Genomic DNA, 25021 nt, shown 5'->3' on the forward strand with positions numbered 1-25021 from the left:
TTACTGTCCAGTCTTTATCTTACTCATCCAATAATTGATGTAAATAAAGTTTATTTTCAAAATAAAGGATTTTTATCACGTTGTGTCGAAGATTAAGCAAATATGTCAGTGAAACATGAGGTGTACCATGAGCGTAGTAAGTATTCATTCTGATATGAAAAACCGTATTATTCGGAACTCTAACCAAGACGTAAAATACTTTATTAATAAATACAATCTTTTGACCTATGGACAATTAACGGAAGAGAATCTCCTGTTGCTTCATAAGGAAAATGCTACATTGTTCTATGATGTTGTTAGGATATTTGGCTTTCTCGGCGTTCGCTTTACTGGTAAGCTCGAACAGTTTTCGGCCCTCGACCTCAATCAAGGCTCGTTTCTTTATTATGAAGAAAATGAAACTGACGAAATGCACAATACCGATGTGGCCTTCACTTACAAAATAGAACGGTTTCTCTCGCCTTTTATGACTAGCTACGGCCTGCAAACTATAGCTGACTTTTCAGGTCTGCATCTTCCAACCTTACGGAATCATTTGGAGAAGTTGAATTTTGCTTCCTGGTACCAACCTTTAATAGAAGAGCTGCTGGAGCAACATTTTATTATTGTTAGTAAGTTAGACGAATACAAGCCTATCGTAATGGATTCTGTCTTGTCGAGTGAATCGACTTCAAATGCAAAAGCTCAACCTAAAATTGTGTATTTTGACGACTTAATGATCACGATCCCACCTAATATCCAATCGCGTAAGATCGAGGGTGTATTCTCCAGCTCTCTACTACGCAACGTCAATTGTCTTATCTCGGACGGTTTCACGACTTATGGGCAGCTACCAGAACGGCTGGCGGACTATTTTCGCACCAAGTTTCAGATTGGTGTTGGTAAAATTAACAGATTCAAGCTGGAGCTATTGAAGAATTTAGAAGAAGACGGAAATCACACAACTCCTCTTGCAACAAAAATAGATAGTGAGACACGGGTTCAGCAAGAGAGGCCCATTCATGTGCCGGCAATCCTTTTCAATAAAAGAATAGATCTTTTTAACTCAGTTATTACGAAGTATACCTTATATCCAGAAATAGCCGAACGACTCACTCAGTTAGGAATTTCGAAATGGGGGGAACTCACCGGTTATACAAAATCCGAACTACTTGAAAGGCTATCGAAAAAAGGCACTCGGATGAACCGCCTTTATCACATGTTTGAGACTTTGGAGATTAACTTGAACGGAGAAGAGAGCGAGACGCCGTTGGAGGTATTGTGGGAACGGTTTTGTTCCGACATGTCCGCTATCACGAAGAACAATAACCCTTACTCCGAAATGTTAGATGAGGGCGTATGGGATGTTCTTTGCAGAAGGATTAATAAAGGACCTCTCGGAAGAGAGCGAAAACTACAGGGAATTGCTGTTGAGAAAGGAGTCACACGCGAGCGAATTCGCCAACTCGAGCTCAAAGGCTTCCAGCTATTTATGTTCCGTCATATGCCCTTGATATATACGATTTACGAAGCGGTCAAAGGTAAGCACAAGTTAGTGAAAATTGAGGAAATCTTAAATGTCCAGATTAAGTTAAATGAAGCCGGGGAATCGGTGCTTGCAAGCTTGATTAAAAAATGCGATCTCGGTATTGCCTACAGCCTGACATCCCATGCATTTTTGGAAGGTGAACAAACGCTGATACAGGAGGAGATCGATGAGTTTGTCACCTACTTACTAAGCAAGCGACGGTGGTACTATCCTAACAGGCTTTGGGAGAAAGTCAATGACTTTTTCGAAAACAACCCGACGACGAATATTAGACCTGAATACGTGAAGGAACAGATAATCCCAAGTCTATTTCTCGTATACGATTCGATTTATTTCGTCACAGACGGTACTAAGAGGGACTTGACGTTTGCCGTTTTTGAGGCTTTTTTTCCATATGGGCTTGCCATTATTAAGGATTCTAAGCAGTTTACCGATAAAGTTCTGTCAGTCTATCCGGACAAGTTTGTCGGAAATGATGATCGAAGCATTTATTCCAGCCTATTGCGTAACGAAGAAGATGTACTGATTTGGGACAATGGTTACTACATTCCACGTTCTTCCATTCAAGTATCTCATGAAGATATTGAACCAATGATGGCCTGGACTGTTCAGCTGCTGAAAAATAATCAGTCCCCACAGATTCGACTCACTCGAACGTTGTGGCATTTTCAGGAAGATCTCGCCCGAATTAGCATCACAAACGCCTATTCTTTATATACTTGTTTCCGGTTGTATGGGCAGGAATATTTCGACTATATCAAAGCTCCACGTATTTGCCTGAAAGGTGGATTGGAAGCAGCCCGGCAGCCGCTGTCTCAAATGTTCCAAGAGTATATGAAAAACCAAAAACGAAAAGTGAGTCGTAAAGAGATCTTTGACCTGTTCAAGGGGCAAATGGGTTGGCAGTCGTATCATATTGAGCAACGATTTGGTGATCAGATTATTCGTGCCGGCGTTGAGGAATACATACACATCGATAACTTGCAGGTTAGCGAGAAAGGACTCGAGGCCGTCAAAAACTGGCTTGCCCGGAAGCTCGAATCAGTCGATACTGTCGTCTCTATTAAAATTGTAAACCGTGCAATTATGAAGATGGCGGGTGTCGATTCGTATCAAATCCTTTACAACTTATTTGAAAGGGAATATCCGGATGTGTTCAGCTTTTATATCTATCCTAAGCTCGGCTTATTCGATCCTTCGGAGCAAGAAGAGGCATCGATACGGCGATCTCGTATGGCGTTGCTTGAAAATCACATCTTGAGTGGGAATAAGGTGTTTTACCGGAGCGAGTTGGAGAGCTACTTCCAAAGTATTGGTTGGAATAATTTCATTTGTAACTCCGATAACCTCATCATTTATGAATTCAAAAATGACATGGCGCTAGCGTTTGTCCATACGGCAACGATTGGTTGGACAGAACAGAAGCAGACTTCGTTTTTTGCGGTTATTGATGAGGTATTCGATACATATCATGCGCAGGGACAAGTTTATCTCGATATGGATGCTGTATTTCTGCAAACCGATATCGAATCGCGGTTACCGGAACTAGATAATCACGTCGCTTGGACGTCGGATCTGATTATTTCGTTGCTGAAACCGGAAGAGCGTTTTGAGATTCTTGGTTTTGTGGGACGTATCATCATTCGGGATGACAACCCAGTAGGTATCGCCAACGATCAAGATCTCATTCACTATGTACTGATTAAGGACTTTGGTGGGGCTACTTCGATGGGGAAAATGGAAAAGCGCCTCCAGGATATTAATCTTATTAATAGAAATATGAGAAAAATACACTTTAATGACGAAGCCGACGAAGAAATGCCGTACGTAACGACACCTTCGCTTGAAATCATGACGCAAGAACTTTACAGCTTACAAAAAAGGGGGTGAAGTACGATGCTGAGAGATCTTACGTTGGAGTATGTCTACGACTCCTCGGAGAACAGTATTGTTGAGAAGTTGTTCTTGCCATTGTTGGAACATTCTGTGCTGTATCGACGGGGGGTCGGCTATTTTACCTCGGGATGGCTGAGCTTGAACATTAAGGGCATTCGAAGCCTTATTGAGCGCAATGGAAAAGCGGAACTCATCACCTCACCTCATCTATTGGCGGAAGATTTCGAGGCAATGCAACGAGGGGAACAGGCTAAAACAGATGAAACGCTATATGAAGCACTCATGCACGAGTTGGACAGTCTGCAGCAGGAGAACACGCCAAGCGCGCATGAAACGCTAGCTCTGCTAGCTTGGCTGGTGGCGGATGGGTTGCTTGATATAAAGTTTGCAATCCCGCGTAACAAAAAGGGCGACTTCCATGACAAGTTTGCGGTATTTATGGATGAAGCTGGCGACCGAGTGGCGATTCATGGAAGCTACAACGATTCTATCCATGCTAACTATAACGGTGAAAGTTTTTCGGTCTACTGTTCATGGGTGGAAGGCCAGGCTCCTTATGTAGTTAAGCATGATGAACGGTTTAGTCGTCTTTCGGCGGGAGAGAATGATTTCTTTCTAATGTACGAAATGCCAGGGCTTGTTCGTGCTAAGCTAGTGCAAATTATGGAACATTCAGAACGACCTTACGACATAAGCACAACACTGGCCGCCCCTAAAGATGATGAGCTTCAGATCCGCATTCCTTCGCATATACGTTTACATGGCTACCAGGAGGAAGCGATTCAAGAATGGGAGAAGGCTGGACAACGCGGGTTGTTCTCCATGGCTACGGGAACAGGCAAAACGATAACTTCGCTTGCGGCTGCCGCCAAGGTCTATAAGGTTAAACGAAAAATCTCACTCATCATCTCGGTACCATTTAAGCATCTGGTGGAACAATGGGACGGCGAGGCTAGGGAATTCGGCTTTATGCCGGTTTTGTCCACAAATCGGGACTGGCTTTTTGAGGCGAACTCGCTTATCGATGATTACAATCACGGTTTCGAAGATGTACTTTGTTTCATCATGACTCACCAGTCCAATGCAGATCAGAACAAATTTTTGAGGCTTGTTAAGAAGATTCGCGACAAAGAAAGCATTCTGTTTATTGGAGATGAGGCACACTATCTCGGTGCTTCCTACTTGCGTAATTCGCTCCTCCCAGAAATCCAGATGCGAATTGGTTTGTCTGCCACGCCCGAGAGGTGGCGGGATCCGGGAGGCACACAGGTAGTCACGGATTATTTCGAGAATGAGGTTATTTCTTTCGGGCTGGAGAAGGCAATTGAGCAAGGATTCCTGACACCATATGAATTTACGCCTCATTATGTGGAGATGGGAGAAGACGATTATCAAGAGTACAAAAAGCTATCTATACGCATCATGCAGCATTTTCAGGCTGCCAAGAAGGACGCGTCCCGCCGCCAGGCTGCAAACATTCTAGCCGCTCAGAGAGCAAATCTGCTGAACCGGTCGGAGGCGAAAATCGAGACCTTTTTTTCTGTACTACACAATCATGTCTCCGAGATTGGTAGGGAGAACTTTAAGCATACAATCGTCTATTGTCCTGAAGGGAAGCACCGCGAAATTCTGCGGAGAATTGCCAATCTCGGCCTGCGGGTGCAAGAAATTGTAGCTGATACGAGTAATATGGAGAGAAAGGTAATCTTGCAGGCGTTCGACCGAGGAGACATTCAGGTAATCGTTGCAATGAAATGTCTGGATGAAGGTGTTAACGTGCCTGCGACGAAACGGGCTTATTTTCTGGCCAGCACATCAAATCCAAGACAATTCATCCAGCGACGCGGGCGTATATTGAGGAGAACGTTTAATAAAGAGCAGGCTTTCATTCACGACTTTATTATGATTCCACCCTCACTAGTGAGAGATGAGAGCAGTGCGCCGGAGACGATTTTGAAGCGGGAGTTTGCCCGTTTTGTAGAGTTCTACTTATGTGCGGCAAACCGTGTCTCCATTCATCAGCCAGCATACGGAGTACTAGAGCGATACCGGCTTGGCTATTTGCTCAGTTTGAAGCCGGAAGAGATTTACGCAACACTATCAGGGGAGTTGGAAGAGGATGAAAACAAATGATGTGCATCCCAAAATTATTGAGGAGTTGAAGAAGTACCCGAAAGAAGTGCAGGAGCTGGTAATTGATGCACTCCAGAGCTTTAGTCAGGGACTTAATCAGCAAGAAGTGCAACGGAAGCTGGAAAATAAAATGCGCAGGCTTTTGCAAGAGGAGGCCCAAGGGTGAAGATTGAAAAGCTCGAACTCTACAATTTTAAGCAGTATTACGGTGAGCAGACCATTCATTTTGCGGGTTTTGGGACGGAAAGTAACCAGAACGTTACTGTAGTGTATGGTGCCAACGGAAGAGGGAAAACGAGCATTTACCGTGCATTGATGGTTGCCTTATTCGGCGTGGCGGAACTCGCGAAAGACAAGGAGTTCGGTAAAAAAGGAGACATTTACTATATTTGCAACCTTAATGTACTGCGGGAGTCAGAGGATGGGTCTGGCATCGTACGTGTGAAGGTGTATTTTTCACATCATGGCGAGTATTTCGAGCTAGAACGGGTACTTGTATCCCAGTTGTTCGACAACAATCAGGTGCAGGAGGATTTTCTGTCGGCATCCCTAAGCTATATCGACCGCGATGGAAGGACGCATACATATGATCGGGAAGACGAAATTGCGGAAATTGTAAACCGAATTTTCGACAGACGAATGAAAGATTATTTCTTGTTTGACGGTGAGCGTATTGAGCACCTAATGCGGGATGAGCATGACCAGAAAAAGGAAGTTGCCAAAGGTATTAAAAGCCTGCTTAAGCTCGACGCTCTGGATGAATCGTTGCAGGCCGTGACCAAGCTATACTCGAATTACCATCAAGAGGTCCAAAATGCGGCGAGTGGCGAATACCGTGCTAAGCTGGCTGAGCAGCAGGCGAAAGAGAAGGCAATTGGCGATTTGGATGAAAAAGTAGAAAGCTTGCACGCCGAGCTTGAACTCAAAGAAACGCAGATTATCCAGATTGACGACCAACTTAAAGGTTACCAGGAAATCAGCGAGAAAGTTATTCGCCGTGAGCATCTGACTGGGCAAATGAAGGATCTGAACTCGCGTAAATTGGATCAGCTCGCCAAAATCCGCGCATTCACTAAGCACGGCTTCAATTTAATAATGAAGGATGAGTATACGAGATTTTATAGCGAACTCGAGCATATGCGGTCTAACTTGAGCAATCCGTACGATATTGCAAAAGAGCTGCTGCAAAAGATTCTGATAGACCGGAAATGCGCCATCTGCGACTCTGACGTTACGCCAGACAGCAAGCAGCATAATGCTGTCCAGTTACTCATCGAACAGCACCAGGAGGAAAATCATACACGCGAGCTCCTCGATCTGAAGGAAGAGATTCGATCTATCATTGAAAACAATAAAATGGCAAGCAATAGAAGTGGCGAATTGTTGCATGGCTATAACGAGATTAACAGAGAGATCCGGAGGCAGCAAAAAGCGATCGACGACATCAGCGAAGAGATTAGTCAAAGCCCAAATATGGATTTCCGAAACATGCAAGTGGCAAGAAATAACCTGTCAGAGCAAATTCAAGAGCTTCGGATGGGGTTGAACCGTGGCAAGGAAGCATTGAAACGTCTAGAGGCTGAGAAGTGCGAAATTGATCTCGCTATCCAGGAGTTGGAGAAGAAAGAAACACAGAAGGACATTAAGGTTAAGATGAAAGACATTGCTAGTGCTACTAAGGATGCATTAAAGACAATTCAAACCAAATTCGTTGAAGAAATTTCGAGGGAAGTCGAGCAACTCACAACTACAAACTTCCGGAAATTCATTGACGAGGACAGTAGACAGAACATACATGAAGTGAAGATAGAGAAGGACTTCTCGCTGCAGGTACTCGCCTGGAACGGGGTAAACTTCTTGCCAAATCTGTCATCAGGCCAACGACAGATTTTATCACTCTCCTTTATTATTTCACTGCTTAGCATTTCTGGTGGGACCGACAAAGCGCTCGAATTTCCGCTGTTCATGGACACGCCGTTTGGCCGAATTTCTGGCGATAACCGCGATAACCTGCTTCGCTTGATCCCGGATGTGACGCCGCAATGGATTCTACTGGCGACAGATACGGAGTTCACACGCGTTGAATGCGCAGAGCTACGTAAAACGGGGCGTTGGGGAGAGGTGTACCGATTGCGCATTCCAGGGGCGGGTAAAACGGAAGTCATCCGAGAAAGTGTGCTCGGTTTCCAGCCGGATCGATAAAAGGGGAGGATACAGAAGCATGCGAACTATATCATACACGGGTGATCCCCGTTTACTATGGAGTAAGAAGTATGAAGATATTTATCACACGTTGCGGGATAAAGGGGTTTTTTTTCAAAATGCTCAGACGTTCATGTTCTGTGCTAGCCTAGGCTACAAATACAACCACAGCGTCCCTGTTACGGGGCCGACGAATGATTTTCGTTTCGTGACACTAACGGAGGAGGAGTTGGTTCCTTATGTAACCATAGCGTTCTCTAAAGCCGGGATGCAGTTGGACAAGCTCGGAAAGATCGAGGTGTTTAAGACGATCATGGAGGAGTTTGCGGAAGGCGGGATGCAGGTCTTCATCGAACGTTTTTTGAGCACGTATCTTATGACCGCCGCAGATGGCAGCCTAGTCCTGGATATTAAGAGCAATGCGTTTGATTTTGAAAAGGATTTGTTAGTATTTATTCATGAGGAATCGTCCAATACTAATCCTTTTGTGTAAATTCATTAGTTCACATACTTTTAAGAAGTCCAAGAAATGCGTTTGGGCTTCTTAGCTTTTCTTAAGAGCTGGACAGTCAAAAGTTCTACAATGCTAAGAAACCAGCGAATCGCGCTCCGCATCAGCGTTTTCCTGCTTGGATTTAATTATTTTAGTTATGGATAAGTGCGGATTTTGGGCAAACAGGCGAAAAATAGACTTGCGTAAATAAGCGGCAACGGTGGCTTCGGAGACTACGGCATGGGAGGGCGTTCGCAGATAGCGGAAAAACAGCCCCGTCATCCGGCCTGAAAACTGCAAAGCGACGAGTTGGAGGAGTCCCATGGCAATGCACTGGCACATCACGAATCCCTCAATCGCTTGGATCGTTTTCTGGATACGCTGCCGGTCTTGCTCATTCGTTACGGCTTCGAGGGGATGCGTTACCTCTTTTCTCAAATACTGGTTCAACTTCGGCATCGACTTGCTCCAAAAACGGTAGCCGAAGGCATCGGTAACTTGCTTCATTTCCCGAAACGTACATTCGATCTTGAAGCGATAGCTGTACAAGCGGGTGATGTCGGTAGCCGCCAGGCTCAAATCCGTACTGACCAAAATGGAGCAGCGGCCCTCATGCACCACCAGCACGAAACGTAATTCCTGATACAAGCGCTGGCCCCAAAACAGATCCAGGCACAGAAACTGAACGGTCTCTTCTTTGTCGTACAACAGAAGGGATGTGGTCTGGAAATCGGCGGCGTGAGTCGTGAACAGGTCCTTCAATTTGACCGATTGGCCTTTTTTCGGCGGTCGGCCCCGTCCCGGCTTTTTTGCAGGGGGACGTTCGTAGGCGACCGCGTTCGATTTGGTTTTGGTCACCAGGTGCATGCGGGTTTCGGAAGCCAGGTGGCACGCATTCAGCCGCTCCAAGGCTGGAACCGATAAGAAGTATCGATCCAGGAGGAGCAGCGCTTGACCGAAACCTTTTGCGGCCTCGAAGCCCTGTTCAATCATCTGAACGACATGGGAAGGCGTCTCTGCTTCGCCTTTGGACTTTTTCCAACCCAGAATGGTTTGGACACCGTCTTGTAGATTCATGAACAAGGGCAAGCAGAACCACTTCCGGGAATAACCGACCAGAATGCCGATAGCACCGAACAAATGACCAAAGATATAGTCTCCTTTGGAGACATTTTCGGATTCCTGATGGAGCTTCTTGACCCCTGGCATCCGGCGGCCTTCCTTGGCCTGCTTCATGCCATCCCCGACGAGGACCACGCGATTCTGAATCACCAGCAAAGGCGCATGCTGGCGCACCACTTGAAGCCACCTCTGCCACATCGATGAGGTGGGACCAAGCAGAAGAACGGAAGAAGTGAATCAGTGTCTCGTAACAGCGTCCATTCAGCGAGAGATCCCGAATGACCGAAGTTACGCCCAGATGGTCGGAGCGCAGCATAAAACCCACAACGAGTACGACAAACCACTCGAACGTCGCTTGTCTGGAAAAACAGGAACGGAAAGGCTGTAAAAGGTTGTTCATATATTTGAGAATAGGTATGTTCAATCGCCTGCAAATAGGGTAAACTGCTTGTTGTAACCCATTTGGCGATTATTCCTTTCGTGTGAGAACTAAAGGATACCATAATTCGCTCAATTGGGTTATTTTTCTATGCGTCGATTTTTCGACAAGAACTTTTCACTGTCCAGTTATATATTACTCCTAGAAAAGGGGATGCCTCCTGACAGCTCATGGCTGCGGAAGCATCCCCTTAGTAATTGTAGAAGCTGTTGCGTGAGGTAATACGTATAACCGTGCCTATCCGTGATGTCGATGCCATCGGTGCTATCCATGCTATCCGTACAACCTACGTTATCCCAGCTAATCTGCTATCCGTGCGACTGCAGAATGTGGCTCATCCGCCATTTGGACGGGGTTACCCCGTAGCGCTTTTTAAATTGCGTGGTGAAGTAGGTGCTGCTGTTATAGCCGACCTTGCCGGCGATTTCCCGGATATCCAGCCCAAGCTCGTTAACCAGCAGCAGCTGTGCCTGCTCCAGCCGGATCAGGTTGACAAAGTCGGGAAAGCTGCAGTCCACCTCATCGGCAATCAGCCGGCTAAGGTAAGCGGGGCTGAGCGACAGCTTGGCAGCAAGCGAGTTAAGCGACAATCCGGCATCATGATAATTTTCCCGGATATAGCAGACCGCTTCGGCCGCGATGCTGCGTGTCTGGACCGCGCTCATGCCGTCGATCCGTCCGGTCGCAGTATGACAGCATTCTTCCAGCCAGCGGCGCAGCTTCTCATAGCTCTGGATTTGCCAGATTACCTGATAATGATCGAGAAAGCCGGAGTGCCGGATATCGCTGCCCAGTCCGGCAGTACGCTCCAGCTCCAGAGCAAGCCTGGATACGGCGATTGTAGCCTGTTCTATCCGGTAGCTGGTAGCTACGGCAAGCAGACGCTCTACGGCCTGCGGGATATGGCTGCGCTGCTCCGGCAGCCTGACCGCCTGCAGCACCGGCTCAAGCGTGCTGTCAGGAACCGGGCTGCTGTTCAGATGAATCGTGTCATCGGCAAAAATAATGCTTCGCTGCTCCTGAAATTTAGCGTACTGCAGCCCGTTGGCCGCTTCATTGTATTTGGGCTTCAGAAGGCTGAGGTCATCTGTCAAGCCGCTAATCCCGAACGCGCAGCGGGCGCCAGGCTGTGTGAGCCTGGCCGCGAGCGCTTCCCAATTGGCCCGGTACAGAGCGTAATCCTCCAAACTTCCGCTATGCAGCTCGCTTAGGATGAGGACGGCCGATCCTTCATGCGGTTGGAAGGCCTGTACAGCGGCCAGTCCCGAGAATTCCGTCCGGATCTGTGATACTGCTGCGCTGCAAATCTGCTGCAGCGTAGCAGCCGGAGCCTCCTCCAGCACCGCCAGTACGCATACGCAGTAGGCTCCGCCGGCAGCGCCCAGGCTCATATTGGGATTGACCGACTCGTCAGGAGCCCTGCGGGGGGAGAGCAGCCAGCGCATCAGGGCGCTGTCGTCGCTTTCTTTCTTGAGCTGGTTCAGACGTGCTCCGATCAGCTCCAGCTCCTGGCTGGCTGCTGCAAAATCGCTGCCTGTCTTCAGCGCCTCCACATTGCCGGACAGGTGGATGATGTTACCGAACAGCCGGCCGATTGGCTGGTACATGCGGCGGGAGATCAGGCCGGAGACAATGGCAGCTGCTGCAATAAGGGCTAAACACAGCGTAATCATCAGATTACGGGCGCTTGATATATCCCGGATGCTGTCTTTATAAGGAGTGTCCGATATGAACCACAGCTTGTCCTGCAGAGAATAGATAAATGTAACCAGCCGGGGCTCGCCAGCCCCCCTGTAGACAAAGGATCCCTGCTTCTTGGAATCATTCACGATCTGCTCCAGCATTCCGGATTCCAGCGGCTCGCCAGATAAGGCACTATGCATAAGCACTATACCTTGCGTATCCAGTACAGCATAACGTGTCGTTTCTCCTGCAGCCTGTGTAAAAAGATTATTCTGCAGCTTGGACAGATTCACGGTCAGGGCCACTGCCCCGTAATATTCACTGTCCGCAAAGGCACGGTCATTATAAAAGAACGTCATTAGCTTAACGGGAGTGCCGTTGTTCATATTTGTATCCCACAGGAACGGAGATTCAACAATCCGGCTGCCTTGCATCCGCTCCTCCAGCTGCAGCTTGGATTCCGGGCTCAGCGGCATATTTTCAAACATTGCGACGGGCTCATTTATCCCGAAAATATAGGCATTCTCCAGGTACTGGTTGACCACCAGTGCACCTTTGATTTGACTCAAGGCACTGTAGAGCTGGTCGCTCCAGCTTGTATCGCCGCTTAACATCAGCGCGTTAATGTTCGGATTGGCATAGAAATCCATAGTGTAATTCTGGACGATGTCCTTGTAATTATTGTATACGGTTTCAGTATTGAGCAGTACGCTGCGGTTGGCTTTGTTGACATTCGCTATCGAAATATTCCGGTACCAGAAAAAGATGACCACAGCCAGCACAAGAATGCAGCAGACGGATATCGTAGTCAGGCTTATAAAGAAACGGGTGTATAGTCGCTTTCTCTTCCCCAAAGTGATCGCCCCTTAAATGTCAATCCTGCTACTCCCATTCTATGGCGGCAAGTAAGGTGCTGGCAAGCACTGAAAATAGAAAGATAGAGCATAAAAGTATAAAAATGAAGAAAGAGAGCATGTAAAATACAAGAAAGTTGAACTTGTGCGAACTATAATTGGTTGTGCTTACATATTACCTGCTATGAGGAGGCTGCTTGAATTGAGAACATTCCGCAACCCGGTTATGCCGGGCTTTTATCCTGACCCTTCGGCCATTCGTGTCGGTGAGGATTATTATCTGGTTACTTCCAGCTTTGAATTTTTCCCGGGCGTTCCGATTTTCCACAGTAAGGATCTGGTTAACTGGCGGCAGCTTGGGCATGTGCTTGACCGGCCGTCACAGCTGAACCTCGACCATACGATTCCCTCCATGGGCATCTGGGCACCTACGCTGCGCTATCATCAGGGAATCTTTTATATGATTACAACCTATGTCGACAATGACAAAAACCAGCACAACTTCTACGTTACCGCCACTGATCCTGCCGGAGAATGGTCTGATCCGGTCTGGCTGGAGGATGCCCCGGGGATTGATTCCTCGCTGTTCTTCGATGATGACGGCAAGGTGTATTATACCGGCAACCGTGTACCGCCCGAAGGCCAGGATTATCCGAAGGATATGGACATTTGGCTGCAGGAGATTGACCTTGAGGCAGGCAGGCTGGTCGGACCGAAGATCAGCATCTGGAAGGGTGCACTTAAAGTGGCCCACGCCCAGGAAGGTCCGCATATCTACCGGATCGGGGACTGGTATTATGTGCTGATCGCTGAGGGCGGCACCGGACATACCCATGCGATTACGATCGCCAGAAGTAAAAACGTAACCGGCCCTTATGAGGGGCACAAGGCCAATCCGATCCTGACCCATCGCCATCTAGGCAGACAATATCCAATTGTTAACGTCGGCCACGGCGAGCTGGTCGAAACCCAGCACGGGGACTGGTGGATGTTCTGTCTGGCTTCACGAACCTGCGGCGGCTATTACCGCAACCTGGGGCGTGAAACCTTCCTAACCCCGGTAGCCTGGGAGAATGAGTGGCCTGTAGTAAATCCCGGCAAAGGCGTGCTGGAATTTGAGTCTGCCGCACCGGATCTGCCGGAGACTAAGTGGCCGGAGCTGCCGGCGCGTGATGATTTTGCGGATAGCAGGCTGGGCCTGAGCTGGAATTTCCTGCGGACACCGCGCGGCGAATTCTGGAGTCTAACGGATAAGCCGGGTTATCTGCGGCTTCGCCTGAAGCCGCAGCGGCTCTCTGATGTGGCGAATCCGTCCTTTGTCGGCAGACGGCAGCAGCACCTCAGCTTCCGCGCTGCGGCGGATATGATGTTCAGCCCGGTGCAGGAGGGTGAAGCTGCAGGGCTTGTGCTGCTGCAGAATGAAAATTACCATTTCCGCTATGAATTAGGGCAGGATGCGGGCGAGCAGGTGCTCCGCCTGATCGAGCGCCGCGGCGGCAGTGAGCAGCAGCTTGCTTCCAGAGCATACACACCGGGCAAAGTGCAGTTCAAGGTGGAAGCAAGGGGCCAGGAATACAGCTTCTATTACAGAACCTCTGAATCGGACAAATGGGCAGCACTGTATGAGAAGGCGGACGGAACGGTGCTTAGTACTGATCTGGCAGGAGGTTTTACCGGTGCATACATCGGTATGTATGCCAGCTCGCAGGGGGCAGAAAGCATTAATGCTGCAGATTTCGACTGGTTCAGCTATGAAGGGCTTGAATAGAGAAGGAGGAAATGATCATGAATGTTAATCCAATAACGGTAGCTTATCCGCTTCCCGAGCTTCCGCAGATTCCGGATCGGACTTTTCATATTACGGAGTATGGTGCAGAAGCCGGAGTCTTGTCGCTGTGTACCTCTGCCATTCAGGCTGCGCTTGATGCCTGCGCTGCAGCCGGAGGCGGAACGGTTATTATTCCGCAGGGAATCTGGCGTACAGGCCCGCTTACCATGCACAGCCGGACCAACCTGCATGCCCAGGGGGGAGCGCTGGTACAGTTTGTCCCGGACCCGGTTTTGTACCCGCTGCAGCCCTCCTACTATGAGGGTACATCCGGCTGGCGCTGCCAGTCACCGCTTGATGGTGAGGGTCTAAGCGATGTGGCGATTACAGGCGACGGGATTTTTGACGGTGGCGGAGAGGGCTGGCGTCCGGTAAAACGCTTCAAGATGACAGAATTGCAGTGGAAGAAGCTGACCAGCTCCGGCGGAGTTGTGGACGATGACGGTGAGATCTGGTGGCCGTCCCGTGCAGCAATGGAAGGGGAGGCGTACGTACGCAGCCTGCAGGAGAGCGGGGATACCAGTGCAGAGGCTTACCTGCCCGCCCGTGCCTATCTCCGGCCTGTGCTGCTCAGTCTGCGGAACTGCCGCAGGGTGCTGCTGGAAGGTCCGACCTTTCAGAATTCGCCTGCCTGGAACCTTCATCCGATGGCCTGTGAGCAGATTACGGTACGGAAGGTCCAGGTGCGTAATCCCTGGTATTCGCAGAACGGGGACGGAATTGACCTGGAATCCTGCAGCCATGCGCTTGTCGAGCATTGCAGCTTCGATGTGGGGGATGACGCCATCTGCCTGAAATCAGGCAAGGATGAAGAAGGCCGGAGATTAGGAATACCTTGCAGCTATATCACAATCCGTCATTGCACCGTGTATCACGGCCACGGCGGAGTGGTCATCGGCAGTGAAATGTCCGGCGGTGTGCATGCGGTTAGAGTGCATGACTGCCTGTTCATGGGAACTGATATCGGGCTGCGCTTCAAGAGCACCAGAGGCAGAGGCGGTGTTGTTGAGGATATTGTTATGGAGAACATCGACATGAGCGGTATCCTTCATGAAGCAGTGTCCTTCCACATGTTCTACGCAGGTGTAGAGGGCTCGGAGGGGCATGATGAGGTGCTGCTGCCGGTAACCGAAGAAACACCGCAGTTCCGGAACATCACTCTCCGCAATATTGTCTGCCAGGAGGCGGATACCACACTACTGGTGAACGGATTACCGGAGCTGCCGCTTTCTGAACTCACGGTCGAGAATCTACAGGCCGTCAGCAAGCGCGGCATCATCCTGCGTAACGGCGACGGGTTAAGACTCGATAACATCAGCCTGCAGACTGAAGAATTGCCTGAGGTGCAGATTCATAAATGCAGTAACGTCTCTGTTACGAATTCAGATCAGCTGTCCATCAGCCGGAGTTAAAATGATGTCATGGTCTACGGCCTCTCCGGTAATCCGGGAGCCGGACGACGGCCGGGCTTTGGCTTCCTTCCTGTATTGAAGCGGAGTCAGCCCCGTCGATTTTTTAAAGGTTTTATTAAAGTGGGAGAGATGCTCGAAGCCGACCGCCGAGGCGATCTCCTGGATTTTATCCGCCGAACCGGCAAGCAGCCGTTCAGCTTCCCTGACCCGGATATGAACGATGTATTCGCGAAAATGAAATCCTGTCAGACGGTGGAAAACCCGGCTCAAATAAGAGGGGCTGATGAAAAAATGCCCGGCAGTCTGCTCAAGGGTCAGCGACTCGCGGTAATGGCCGCGGATGTAGGTGGCAACTTCTGTAACCAGCTGGTGGAGCGGATGTTTGGTTGCTCCGGCCTGTGAGGTAGTCTCGGAACGCTGCAACAGAATCATCAGCTCGGTGAGAAGCGTTATGATGCAGGTCTCATAGAATGGCTTCTGCAGCCGGCATTCCTCCAGCATCCGGTTCAGCAGGCTTTCCGCCTCGTCCTGTTCGCGCAGTGTAAGCCTGAAAAGCCGGTAGCTGCGGCTGTGGAACCACTGCGCTCTGCTGCGCAGCTGCACCGGCAGCAGAGCCGGATCATAATTAATCAGAATCCGTTCAAATTCGGCGATTTCTGAGCTGGCTGTGGAATGAAGCTCGTTGCCTTGGATGAGAATCAGCTCGCCTTTATGAACGGTGATCACCCTGTCATCGACAAAGTAGACGCGCTCCCCCTCCAGCAGATAATACAGCTCTATTAATTCATGTCTATGGGGGCGCGGCATGGCGGTAATGCCTTTGCGCTTCATATGCTGGATGCTGTACCGGCTGTCTGCTATATGATATTTGGGATTTGGGCTGGTTACGCTGGTCATGAATCTCCTCTTCTCTTCAGGCCGTTATCGCTATTATAGAATAAATTCAGACAGATATAAAAGGAGCCGCGTATGCTAATTACAGTCTCAAAGGATAATACCGGCGGATTCGGCAGCCTGCAGGAGGCCTTGGATTCTATTCCCCCGGAGCACAGGTCAGCGGTTACCATCCGTATCAGACCCGGAATCTATGAGGAAAAAATTACGGTAGGACAGCAGCTGCCTCCCATTCTGCTGTTGGGTGAGGATACAGAATCGACCATCCTGAGCTGGTCGGACAACGCGCATACGCTCGGCCCGGACGGCGAGCCGCTAGGCACATTCAGAACGGGTACGCTAAATGTCTTTGCGTCAGGCTTCACCGCCGAGAATCTGACTGTCCGCAACAGCTCCGGTCCGGGCACCGGTCAGGCCGTAGCTGCCTTTATTGATGCAGATCAGGCCGTCTTCCGGCGGGTCCGCCTGCTCGGGGATCAGGATACGCTGTACACCGGCCAAGGCAGGCAATATTACGATAACTGCTATATCGAAGGTGATGTAGATTATATTTTCGGTCCAGCCACCGCTTTATTTGACCGCTGCGAGCTGCATAACAAGCGTTCCCGGGGTTATATTACCGCAGCTTCCACACCGGAAGGCGCCAGATTCGGTTACGTGTTCCTGAACTGCGGGATCACCGGGGGAGAAGGAGTCAGTGATGTCTATCTGGGCCGTCCATGGCGTCCCTATGCCCGTGTGGCTTTTATCCGCACCGGGATGGATGCTTCGGTTACGCCGGAAGGCTGGCATAACTGGGGGCAGCCGGACAGGGAGGCAACCAGCCGTTATGAGGAATATGCCAGCAGCGGACCGGGGGCTGGTCCGCAGGCAAGAGTATCATGGTCCCGGCAGCTGAATGCTGAGGAAGCGGCGGAATACAGGGTGCTGAACGTCCTCGGCGGCTGGCACCCGGAGGGATATTGAGTGTCCGCTAACATCGCGGACAGTATGCAGGAGGCGAACAAGAAATGGATGTATTGCAGCAATACATGAACAACCTGACAGATTCCGCACCCCGCAGCTCCGCGTTCCGGGAGGAGCTTCCTTTCGGGCGGTGGCGGTCCGGGCTTGCTGCAGCCTTCACGGAGAAGCTGGGCGGATTCCCGGAGACGCGTACCGGGCTTGAACCCGTGCTGCTGGAGCGGGTAGCCTGTCCCGGATATATCCGGGAACGGATAGAGATTACAACCTACGAGGGACTGCGTATGCCGCTGTACCTGCTGATTCCGGAGCAGGCTTCAGCTTCTCCCGCACCGGCCATTATAGCCGTTCACGGACATGGCTATGGCAGCCGGGAGATTACCGGCCTGGACCCGGACGGATCAGAACGGCAGAGTGACCCGGGACTTCATAAGGATTTTGCCGTATCGCTTGTTAAAGAGGGCTTTGTAGTGGCTGCTCCGGAGGTGCTTGGCTTCGGTGACCGGCGGCTGGATGAAGACCGCATGAGCGGTGAGCCAGGCAAAAACTCCTGCTTCCGCCTGTCCTCGGCGCTGTTAATGGCCGGACAGACGATGGCTGGTTACCGCATCTATGAGACGATGCGGGTGCTTGATTATCTGGAGACCCGCAGTGAGGTGCGCAGCGGGCATATCGGCATTATGGGCATCTCCGGCGGCGGACTGGTAGCCGGCTTCACGGCGGCGCTGGATGAGCGGATTGCCTGTGCCGTTGTCAGCGGCTATGCCAATACATTCGCGGCTAGTATTCTTACACGGAACCACTGCCTGGATAACTACATTCCGGGGATACTGCTGGAGGCAGAGATGCCGGATCTGCTCGGATTGATTGCGCCGCGCGGGCTGTTCCTGGAGTCAGGTGATGGCGATCCGCTATTCGGTCCGGCAGGATCGAAGCTGGCGCTGGGCAGACTGCAGCAGATTTACAGCGCAGCGGGGCATAGCGGGCAGGTCGGGGCAGATTTTTTCTCAGGCGGGCATGAGATTCACGGTAGCCCGGCGTTTGCCTGGCTGCGCGGGCAGCTTGCAGAGTTATCATGAAACCTGAACAGTAAAAATACAAATTCAATATCTAATAGATGCAAAACAAATGACAGGAGGAATGAATGATGTCTGCAACAGAAGTGAATACCGTAAGCTGGTCACGCAGGATTGCGGAGGCTATACTCGGCCAATGCAATGAGCAGGGAGAACATGCTTACCTGCTGGAACGCTGGGCTTATGTTCCGGGGATGCTGCAGCTGGCGATGGCCCGGGCCGGGCTTCAGCTGGGGAAGCCGGATTATTTCGATTATATGCAGCGGCATATGGACAGCTTCATCGGTGAGGACGGCTCTATCCGGACCTACAGGCTGGAGGAATATAATCTGGACCAGATTAACCAGGGCAAGAATCTGTTCCTGCTCTACCAGAAAACCGGAGAGCAGCGCTACGCCGAAGCCGCCCATCTGCTGGCGGCCCAGCTGATCAGCCATCCCCGCACCTCGGAAGGCGGGTTCTGGCACAAAAAGGTCTATCCGTTCCAGATGTGGCTGGACGGCTTATATATGGCCTCGCCGTTTCTGGCCCAGTTCGGCGCAGTCTTCCAGCGTCCCGAGCTGATCGACGAGGCAGCCCGCCAGCTGCTGCTGATCGAGCGCCGGACCCGCGATCCCCGCACCGGGCTGCTGTATCACGGCTGGGATGAATCGAAGGAGCAGGAGTGGGCAGATTCCACTACCGGATTATCCTCCCACTTCTGGAGCCGGGCGATGGGCTGGTATGTGATGGCTTGCGTGGACTGTCTGGAGCATTTTCCGGTGACCCATCCGCAGCGCGGAACGATCATCGGCATCTTCCAGCGGGTATGCGGCGCGCTTCTGGAGGTACAGGATAAGGAGACCGGCCTCTGGTATCAGGTGCTGGATCAGGCGGGACGCAAGGGGAATTACCTGGAAGCTACCGGCTCCACTATGTTCGTGTATGCCATGGCTAAGGGGCTGAGACTGGGCTATCTGGAGCGTTCCTTTGAAGAAGGTATGCTCAGAGGCTATGAAGGTATTATGAAGCATCTGGTCACAGAGGACAGCGAAGGTCTTCATCTGCACAAAATCTGCAATGGCGCCGGGCTGAGCAAAGACCGCAACGGCTCCTACGATTACTATATTTCTGAGGCTGTTGTATCCGATACCGCTATGGGAGTCGGGCCGCTTTTGCTGGCATCGCTTGAAGTGGATAGCTATTGTGAGGGGAAGTAGACAGTCTGATCCATCTGGGCCGCCAAGGCTGTGCATCAAATACAGGTGCTGATCCACCCGGTAAATGTTGAGAATCATGTGCTGCTTGTAGCGGATGATTTGTTGTTAGTACCCAGCCTGCTTTTCCCCCCTTGGAGGGGAGGGGCGGGCTTCTTTTGCTGACAAGAGAGTTGAACTATGGAAAGGAATGTACTGCTCTTGATTTTATTAACATAACTGCATTCTGGAGACAATTTCATAATTCAAAACCCTTGCTATACCTGGTTTTTTTGAGCATAGAAAAAGGAGTACCTCCCCAAGTTCTCGAAGTTATAGGCGACGAAACCAACACCCGAGAAGAAAAGAGGTAATCCCTATCTATTCTATTCGACAAGAAGAGCTGTTTTCCTTCGAGGAATTGCTCCAAATGCGCCCGGAAGATAAATACAGCCAAATCTTTGATCACTTAAACCTGGCTCCGGTCCTGCACGTCCTCCGGAAAAAGAACCACCGTGGGCGGCCACAGGAGCTAAACCTCCCTGCCATGATCTACTCGCTGCTCATCTCAAAAATGGAGGGCATTGAGTTTGTTTCTTCCTTGGTTAGGCGCCTTAAGCATAGCGAGGAATTTCGGGCGCAGTGCCGATTTACCGGCTCGAACCCTATTCCGAGCCTGGCTTCATACTCCCGTCTGATTTCTGCGCTTGAGCAAACGGGAATGCTTGAGCAACTGCAGGATACCTTGGTGCTGTCTGCCATGGAAGAGGGCTTTACTACGGGCACGCACCTTGCCGTTGACTCCTCCATTGTGGAGGCTTGGGATTGCCAATTCAGTGAATCTGCGTCGAAATGCCGAGCGGCCCGCCGTGCCAAAAAACCAAGCAAAGCTCCAGAAATCCAGCAACTGGAGTTCGAGAATGCCGAGCCAGAGCCTCAGCCAGCGAACGAACCGCTTAAAAAACCAGTCTACCGACGTGGGCGGGCTTCTGCGGAAGAAAAAGAGCGCCGGCGTCTGGAACGGGACGCTTATGAAGAGACCTTAGCGCCCTTTGAGAAAACGATTGAAGCGATGCTATCTTACACCTATAACGAGCTCCTGAGCACGATCCCCCGGCACGCTGCACGCTTTGACAAGAAAAATACAAAGGGCAGACTCACCAGTTACTACGGATTTAAGGCAAACGTACTGGTGGATGCGGATTCTCAGTATGTGCTAAGCGGTGTCTTTAGTTCGGCGAATCTGAATGACCAGCGGATGGCCGTCCTGCTCCTAAAGGGGCTACACCTGAAGTTTCCTGGGCTGAAGGTGAAGCATGTCTTGGGCGACAAAGGGTATGACAGTTCGGCCATTTACCGGTTGATTCATTCCTTAGGCGCTTTTCCTATTATTAAAATGATTCACCACAAAAAACCGCCTGAGGGGATGAACCAGGACTACACCCCTGTGTGCTCACAGGGACACGCCTACCGTTACGACAGTTTCGATGCTAAGTACGAAACGCTGCGTTACACCAAGCCTAACCAGTGCAAAGACTGTCCGTTTTCCGAATCCGGCTGCCAAAAAGTGTTTAAAATCCGAATCCAAACCGATTTGCGTAAGCATGCCAACCCAGCAAGAGGAAGCGAGAGCTTTACGCAACTGTACAAGAAACGAACGGCTGTAGAACGTGTTTTTGCCTATCTCAAAGAGTATTTTGGGATGAAACGCACGCGTCACCGCGGCGTCCGGGCAAGTGTCGATTTCCAGCTCAGCACATTGGCCTACAATTTGAGTAAGTTTGCGCTAGACAAGTTGAACAAGCAGTTAAGAAACTCCCAACAAGTGGCCTGATTTTTTTAAAAACAAACTCAGATTTTGGCCCAGTCTTGCTTTCCAGCAAACTGAATTATGAAATTGTCTCTTCTGTGCAACTAAAAGGGGAGGGATTTAGTACGTGAGCGATATAAGTGCAGTTTGTACAGCTATATCATCCGAAATTAGGCTAAAGGGGCTTTTTTCGTGTTTTTAAGTGTACGGAGTACAATTAAACGGATTTTGCGGGAGAAAAAGAGCCTTTTAGATGTACAGAGTGCAATTAAGTATGGCGGGCGGGCTAAGGTTAGCTTTTTGATACCATCTGGGACCGGATATACTGCTCCATCTGCTTCTTGTGGTGCTTATCGTGGGGGAGAAAGCCGCGCAGATGCCCGCGGTAGCTGAACGTTTTACCGTCACCGTCCTTATGCGTCCGCAAAAAATCCTCTTCACTGCTGCCCGTCATCTCGGCAACGATCAGGCTGCGGTATAGCACAAACTGCTGAATCGCCTCCTGCACGGTTACCGTCTGCGCGTACTGGATCGCCCGGGCGTTAAATTCGTTAAAATTCAGATGCCTCGAGGTCACCGGCTGGCCTTCCTTCACTTTGGCGAATGCCTCCTCGTAAAAATACTGATCCCAGCGCATCAAGTGGCAGACAAGCTCTTTGAGTGACCATTTGCCGTCTCCGACCGGACTTTCCCAGACTGTATTGTCCAGGGCTTCCAGCGACTGAATGTAGGGAATGAAAGACTGGAATTCGGATACACGCTGAGCATTTGTTTTGGGTGCCATGATTTTTTCCTCCTGCAAAAAGGGTGTATTGGGTATTATTTCTGCTTTAACTATACCTCATGGAAGTTGACTACAGTACGTCAGGTTAATTGTGCAACGTACATTTTCATTCAAGCAAAACAGGAACAGTCTCCTGCTAAGCGTGTTGCTATAATGAAGGTACCGTACGGGAAAGGCTGGGTTGCTCAGTGAATTACAGTAAGGATATAGAACGCTGCATTGATTACATTGAGGCGAATATTAAGGAAAACCTGACTGCTGAGGAGATTGCTGCTGTAGCCGGCTATTCGCTGTATCATTTTTGCCGCGTATTCAGCCTGTGCAGAGAGATGACTGTGATGGAATATGTGCGCAGCCGGAAGCTGTCTTTGGCAGCGGTTGAGCTGTTCAGCGGGCGGAGTGTGACTGGTATTGCGCTGGATTACGGGTTCGAGACCCCTGGCGGCTTCACCAAAGCCTTCCGCAAAGCCTACGGCTACAGTCCCTCGCAATATGCGGCGCGGATGGCAGGATATCTTCAGAATGGTCCGGAATTTGAGCTCGGAGGATATTTAATGAATCCTGTGTTTGTAAGGAAGCCCGCTTTTAAGGCGGCTGGCTACGGAATTGCGACGAATGTAACGGACAGCAGCTATACCAGGGATATTGCTTCGTTCTGGAGCCAGTATGAGGGCGAGAATCTGGAGGACCAAATGTACAGCCTCCTTAATCCGCCCAGACACGGCGAAGTGGGACTGTGTGTGCCTGCTAACGGCGATGGCAATGCTGTGTACCTGCTGGGTGTAATTGTGGATGATTTCTCCAGAGTGACCCCGGATATGCTGACCGTGGAGGTGCCGGCTGCAGAGTATGCGGTGTTCACCACACCGCCGGTGGACGGGACAGAGAACGGCGACCCGGATGTATTCGTGCAGGTGATCAGGAGCACCTGGAAATACATCTTTGAGGAGTGGTTTCCGGCCAGCGGCTATGCGTTCGACGAGGATAAGCTGGACTTTGAATTCTATGATGAGCGCTGCCATTCTCGGGTGGATACGGTGATGGAGATCTACATTCCTGTTAGGGTGCGGGCGTGAAAATAGGGCTTTAACGTTGTACTGATGCGGGTGCTGATAGATGCTGCGGTGATAGTGCAACTGCTGCGGGGCAAATACTGTCCGGCTGAAGGGCTGCACTGCGGGAATGTTTGGGCTTCCGGCCGCTGTTAAGGTTGGATTTCCTGATTATGGCCGCTGTGCAGCGGTCGAAATCCAACCTTAAAGGCGGACGCTACCGCTCCTGCAGCTCCAAAATTCCCTCCGTTACGCACGCCTAGCCAGTATTTTCCTGTTAAAGGACCTATTTTCACGGCCGCTGTGGTGGCGGCCGGGCGAGGCCCGCGACGCACGGAATCCCCGTGCTGGCGGGCCATTGTTGAGATGCTGCCTGCTTGCTGCTGGGCAGCACCGCAGGTTAAGGATAACACTAGTCTGCCATAATATGCGGGGAATCCTGCGAGAAGCTTCAGATTGTAAGACTACAAATTTCAAAACGGACGCTACCGCTCCGTAAAATCCCCATACCTCACCCGCGCGGGCGTTATTTGCAAACGTTTTTTCGTAAGATTATCTAATACCAATCATTCCCGGCGGACTCTATAATGGGTTAGAATGTATACCTATTTCCGAAAGGGATGTTCCGCAAATGCCATTAGTAGATATGCCGCTAGAACAGTTAAAGCAATATCAGGGAAGAAACCCGCGTCCGGCCGACTTCGACGCTTACTGGGAGCGTGCACTGGAGGAGCTTGCATCGGTGGAAACGCAGCTTGAGCTGATTCCGGGTGCTTTTCAGACGCCGCAGGCCGAATGCTTTGATCTGTATTTTACGGGAGTGCGCGGTGCGCGCATCCATGCCAAATACCTCCGTCCGAGAACGGTAAGTACGCCGCAGCCGGCGGTTCTGCAGTTCCACGGATATACCGGTGACTCCGGCGAGTGGCAGGATAAGCTTGCTTATGTCTCGCTGGGTTTTTCGGTGCTGGCACTGGACTGCCGCGGGCAGGGCGGTTTATCTGAGGATACGGGCGGTGTAAAAGGCAACACCCATAACGGGCATATTATCCGCGGACTGGATGATCATCCGGACAACCTGCTGTTCCGCCATATTTATCTGGACACTGTGCGGTTAGCGCAGATTGCGCTTGAGCTGCCGGGAGTAGATCCGCAGCGTGTATACGCCATGGGCGGGTCACAGGGCGGAGCGCTTACTATCGCCTGTGCCGCACTTGAGCCGCGGATAAAAAAAGCCGCCACCACCTATCCGTTCCTGTGTGACTACAAACGTGTCTGGGAGATGGACCTGGACAAGGATGCCTACCATGAGCTGAACCTCTATTTCCGCAAGTTCGATCCGCTGCATGAGCGGGAGGACGAGGTTTTTGAAAAGCTGGGTTATATTGACCTGCAGCATCTGGCTTCCCGCATTCAGGGTGAGGTGCTGTTCTTCACCGGCCTGATGGATACCATCTGCCCGCCGTCCACCCAGTTCGCAGCCTATAACAAAATTACCGCTCCCAAGCAGCTGGTCGTGTATCCGGACTTCGGACATGAATATCTGCCTGGCGGCGGGGACCGTACCATGCAGTTTTTACTTGGGGAATAACGCAGTCCTCTACACAGGCTGAAAAGAGAAGGCACTATCAGCGGCGCTCATATCGGAGTGCCGGCAGATAGTGCCTTCTTCGTGTC

17 protein-coding genes are annotated in these 25021 nt (G+C 50.6%); 13 read left to right on the forward strand and 4 right to left on the reverse strand.

What is annotated here, in order from left to right; genetic code table 11:
• Window positions 1–127: 127 nt before the first annotated feature.
• Genes R70331_RS09180 through R70331_RS09200 form a run of 5 tightly spaced genes read left to right on the forward strand, consistent with a single transcriptional unit; the run spans window position 128 to window position 8252 of the window.
• Window positions 128–3418 carry a hypothetical protein gene (locus tag R70331_RS09180; RefSeq protein ID WP_042174781.1) on the forward strand — a complete coding sequence of 1097 codons (3291 nt, stop codon included), beginning with the start codon at window positions 128–130 and terminating at the stop codon, window positions 3416–3418.
• A gap of 6 nt (window positions 3419–3424) precedes the next feature.
• Window positions 3425–5557: a DEAD/DEAH box helicase family protein gene (locus R70331_RS09185; protein ID WP_042174783.1), complete on the forward strand. Its 2133-nt coding sequence runs from the start codon at window positions 3425–3427 to the stop codon at window positions 5555–5557.
• Window positions 5544–5723: a hypothetical protein gene (locus R70331_RS09190; RefSeq protein WP_042174784.1), complete on the forward strand. Its 180-nt coding sequence runs from the start codon at window positions 5544–5546 to the stop codon at window positions 5721–5723. The genes R70331_RS09185 and R70331_RS09190 overlap by 14 nt, the downstream gene beginning before the upstream one ends.
• Complete coding sequence (locus tag R70331_RS09195) at window positions 5720–7759, forward strand: ATP-binding protein (protein WP_042174786.1); 2040 nt, start codon at window positions 5720–5722, stop codon at window positions 7757–7759. The genes R70331_RS09190 and R70331_RS09195 overlap by 4 nt, the downstream gene beginning before the upstream one ends.
• A gap of 19 nt (window positions 7760–7778) precedes the next feature.
• A complete protein-coding gene (locus R70331_RS09200) occupies window positions 7779–8252 on the forward strand; it encodes a hypothetical protein (RefSeq protein WP_042174788.1) in 474 nt (157 codons plus the stop codon).
• A gap of 93 nt (window positions 8253–8345) precedes the next feature.
• Here the strand turns inward: R70331_RS09200 and R70331_RS31820 are convergent, their stop codons facing one another.
• Window positions 8346–9548 carry a transposase gene (locus R70331_RS31820; RefSeq protein WP_231576435.1) on the reverse strand — a complete coding sequence of 401 codons (1203 nt, stop codon included), beginning with the start codon at window positions 9546–9548 and terminating at the stop codon, window positions 8346–8348.
• A gap of 573 nt (window positions 9549–10121) precedes the next feature.
• Window positions 10122–12350 (reverse strand): AraC family transcriptional regulator, encoded by a 2229-nt coding sequence (locus tag R70331_RS09210; RefSeq protein WP_042174790.1) that lies wholly within the window; start codon window positions 12348–12350, stop codon window positions 10122–10124.
• Between the two features lie 202 nt (window positions 12351–12552).
• Between R70331_RS09210 and R70331_RS09215 the strand changes: the two genes are divergently transcribed.
• Entirely contained in the window at window positions 12553–14118 is a 1566-nt protein-coding gene (locus tag R70331_RS09215) for a glycoside hydrolase family 43 protein (RefSeq protein WP_197071409.1), read from the forward strand.
• Window positions 14119–14135: 17 nt separating this feature from the next.
• A complete protein-coding gene (locus R70331_RS09220) occupies window positions 14136–15590 on the forward strand; it encodes a glycoside hydrolase family 28 protein (RefSeq protein WP_052418988.1) in 1455 nt (484 codons plus the stop codon).
• On the opposite strand, the gene R70331_RS09225 is transcribed toward R70331_RS09220, so the two are convergent.
• On the reverse strand, window positions 15561–16487 hold the full coding sequence (locus tag R70331_RS09225) for a helix-turn-helix transcriptional regulator (RefSeq protein WP_081947552.1): 927 nt from the start codon (window positions 16485–16487) through the stop codon (window positions 15561–15563). The two genes, R70331_RS09220 and R70331_RS09225, sit on opposite strands and share 30 nt — an antisense overlap.
• Window positions 16488–16559: 72 nt before the next feature.
• Here R70331_RS09225 and R70331_RS09230 point away from each other — a divergent pair, with 72 nt between their 5' ends.
• The 4 genes from R70331_RS09230 (at window position 16560) to R70331_RS09250 (ending at window position 21532) form a co-directional block, all read left to right on the forward strand.
• Window positions 16560–17450, forward strand: a complete 891-nt coding sequence (locus R70331_RS09230) for a pectinesterase family protein (protein ID WP_042174794.1) — start codon at window positions 16560–16562, stop codon at window positions 17448–17450.
• Window positions 17451–17494: 44 nt separating this feature from the next.
• Window positions 17495–18526, forward strand: coding sequence for an alpha/beta hydrolase family protein (locus R70331_RS09235; protein ID WP_042174796.1), 1032 nt, complete (start codon window positions 17495–17497; stop codon window positions 18524–18526).
• Between the two features lie 65 nt (window positions 18527–18591).
• On the forward strand, window positions 18592–19722 hold the full coding sequence (locus tag R70331_RS09240; RefSeq protein ID WP_042174797.1) for a glycoside hydrolase family 88/105 protein: 1131 nt from the start codon (window positions 18592–18594) through the stop codon (window positions 19720–19722).
• A gap of 406 nt (window positions 19723–20128) precedes the next feature.
• Window positions 20129–21532, forward strand: a complete 1404-nt coding sequence (locus tag R70331_RS09250) for a transposase (protein WP_052418870.1) — start codon at window positions 20129–20131, stop codon at window positions 21530–21532.
• Between the two features lie 268 nt (window positions 21533–21800).
• On the opposite strand, the gene R70331_RS09255 is transcribed toward R70331_RS09250, so the two are convergent.
• Window positions 21801–22292: a DinB family protein gene (locus R70331_RS09255; protein WP_042174800.1), complete on the reverse strand. Its 492-nt coding sequence runs from the start codon at window positions 22290–22292 to the stop codon at window positions 21801–21803.
• Window positions 22293–22480: 188 nt separating this feature from the next.
• Here R70331_RS09255 and R70331_RS09260 point away from each other — a divergent pair, with 188 nt between their 5' ends.
• Window positions 22481–23368, forward strand: coding sequence for an AraC family transcriptional regulator (locus R70331_RS09260; protein ID WP_042174802.1), 888 nt, complete (start codon window positions 22481–22483; stop codon window positions 23366–23368).
• A 607-nt stretch (window positions 23369–23975) separates the two neighbouring features.
• Entirely contained in the window at window positions 23976–24935 is a 960-nt protein-coding gene (locus R70331_RS09265) for an alpha/beta fold hydrolase (RefSeq protein ID WP_042174804.1), read from the forward strand.
• Window positions 24936–25021 lie beyond the last annotated feature (86 nt).

It is taken from the genome of Paenibacillus sp. FSL R7-0331, from assembly GCF_000758645.1.
Taxonomy (GTDB): domain Bacteria; phylum Bacillota; class Bacilli; order Paenibacillales; family Paenibacillaceae; genus Paenibacillus_AQ; species Paenibacillus_AQ camerounensis.

What these genes read in the sequence shown, in the direction of transcription:
- R70331_RS09240 (WP_042174797.1), top strand. Translation starts at nt 18,592, where the DNA reads ATGATGTCTGCAACAGAAGTGAATACCGTAAGCTGGTCACGCAGGATT.
- R70331_RS09265 (WP_042174804.1), top strand. Translation starts at nt 23,976, where the DNA reads ATGCCATTAGTAGATATGCCGCTAGAACAGTTAAAGCAATATCAGGGA.
- R70331_RS09220 (WP_052418988.1), top strand. Translation starts at nt 14,136, where the DNA reads ATGAATGTTAATCCAATAACGGTAGCTTATCCGCTTCCCGAGCTTCCG.
- R70331_RS09235 (WP_042174796.1), top strand. Translation starts at nt 17,495, where the DNA reads ATGGATGTATTGCAGCAATACATGAACAACCTGACAGATTCCGCACCC.
- R70331_RS09200 (WP_042174788.1), top strand. Translation starts at nt 7,779, where the DNA reads ATGCGAACTATATCATACACGGGTGATCCCCGTTTACTATGGAGTAAG.
- R70331_RS09250 (WP_052418870.1), top strand. Translation starts at nt 20,129, where the DNA reads ATGCGCCCGGAAGATAAATACAGCCAAATCTTTGATCACTTAAACCTG.
- R70331_RS09225 (WP_081947552.1), bottom strand. Translation starts at nt 16,487, where the DNA reads ATGACCAGCGTAACCAGCCCAAATCCCAAATATCATATAGCAGACAGC.
- R70331_RS09255 (WP_042174800.1), bottom strand. Translation starts at nt 22,292, where the DNA reads ATGGCACCCAAAACAAATGCTCAGCGTGTATCCGAATTCCAGTCTTTC.
- R70331_RS09230 (WP_042174794.1), top strand. Translation starts at nt 16,560, where the DNA reads ATGCTAATTACAGTCTCAAAGGATAATACCGGCGGATTCGGCAGCCTG.
- R70331_RS09180 (WP_042174781.1), top strand. Translation starts at nt 128, where the DNA reads ATGAGCGTAGTAAGTATTCATTCTGATATGAAAAACCGTATTATTCGG.
- R70331_RS09185 (WP_042174783.1), top strand. Translation starts at nt 3,425, where the DNA reads ATGCTGAGAGATCTTACGTTGGAGTATGTCTACGACTCCTCGGAGAAC.
- R70331_RS09190 (WP_042174784.1), top strand. Translation starts at nt 5,544, where the DNA reads ATGAAAACAAATGATGTGCATCCCAAAATTATTGAGGAGTTGAAGAAG.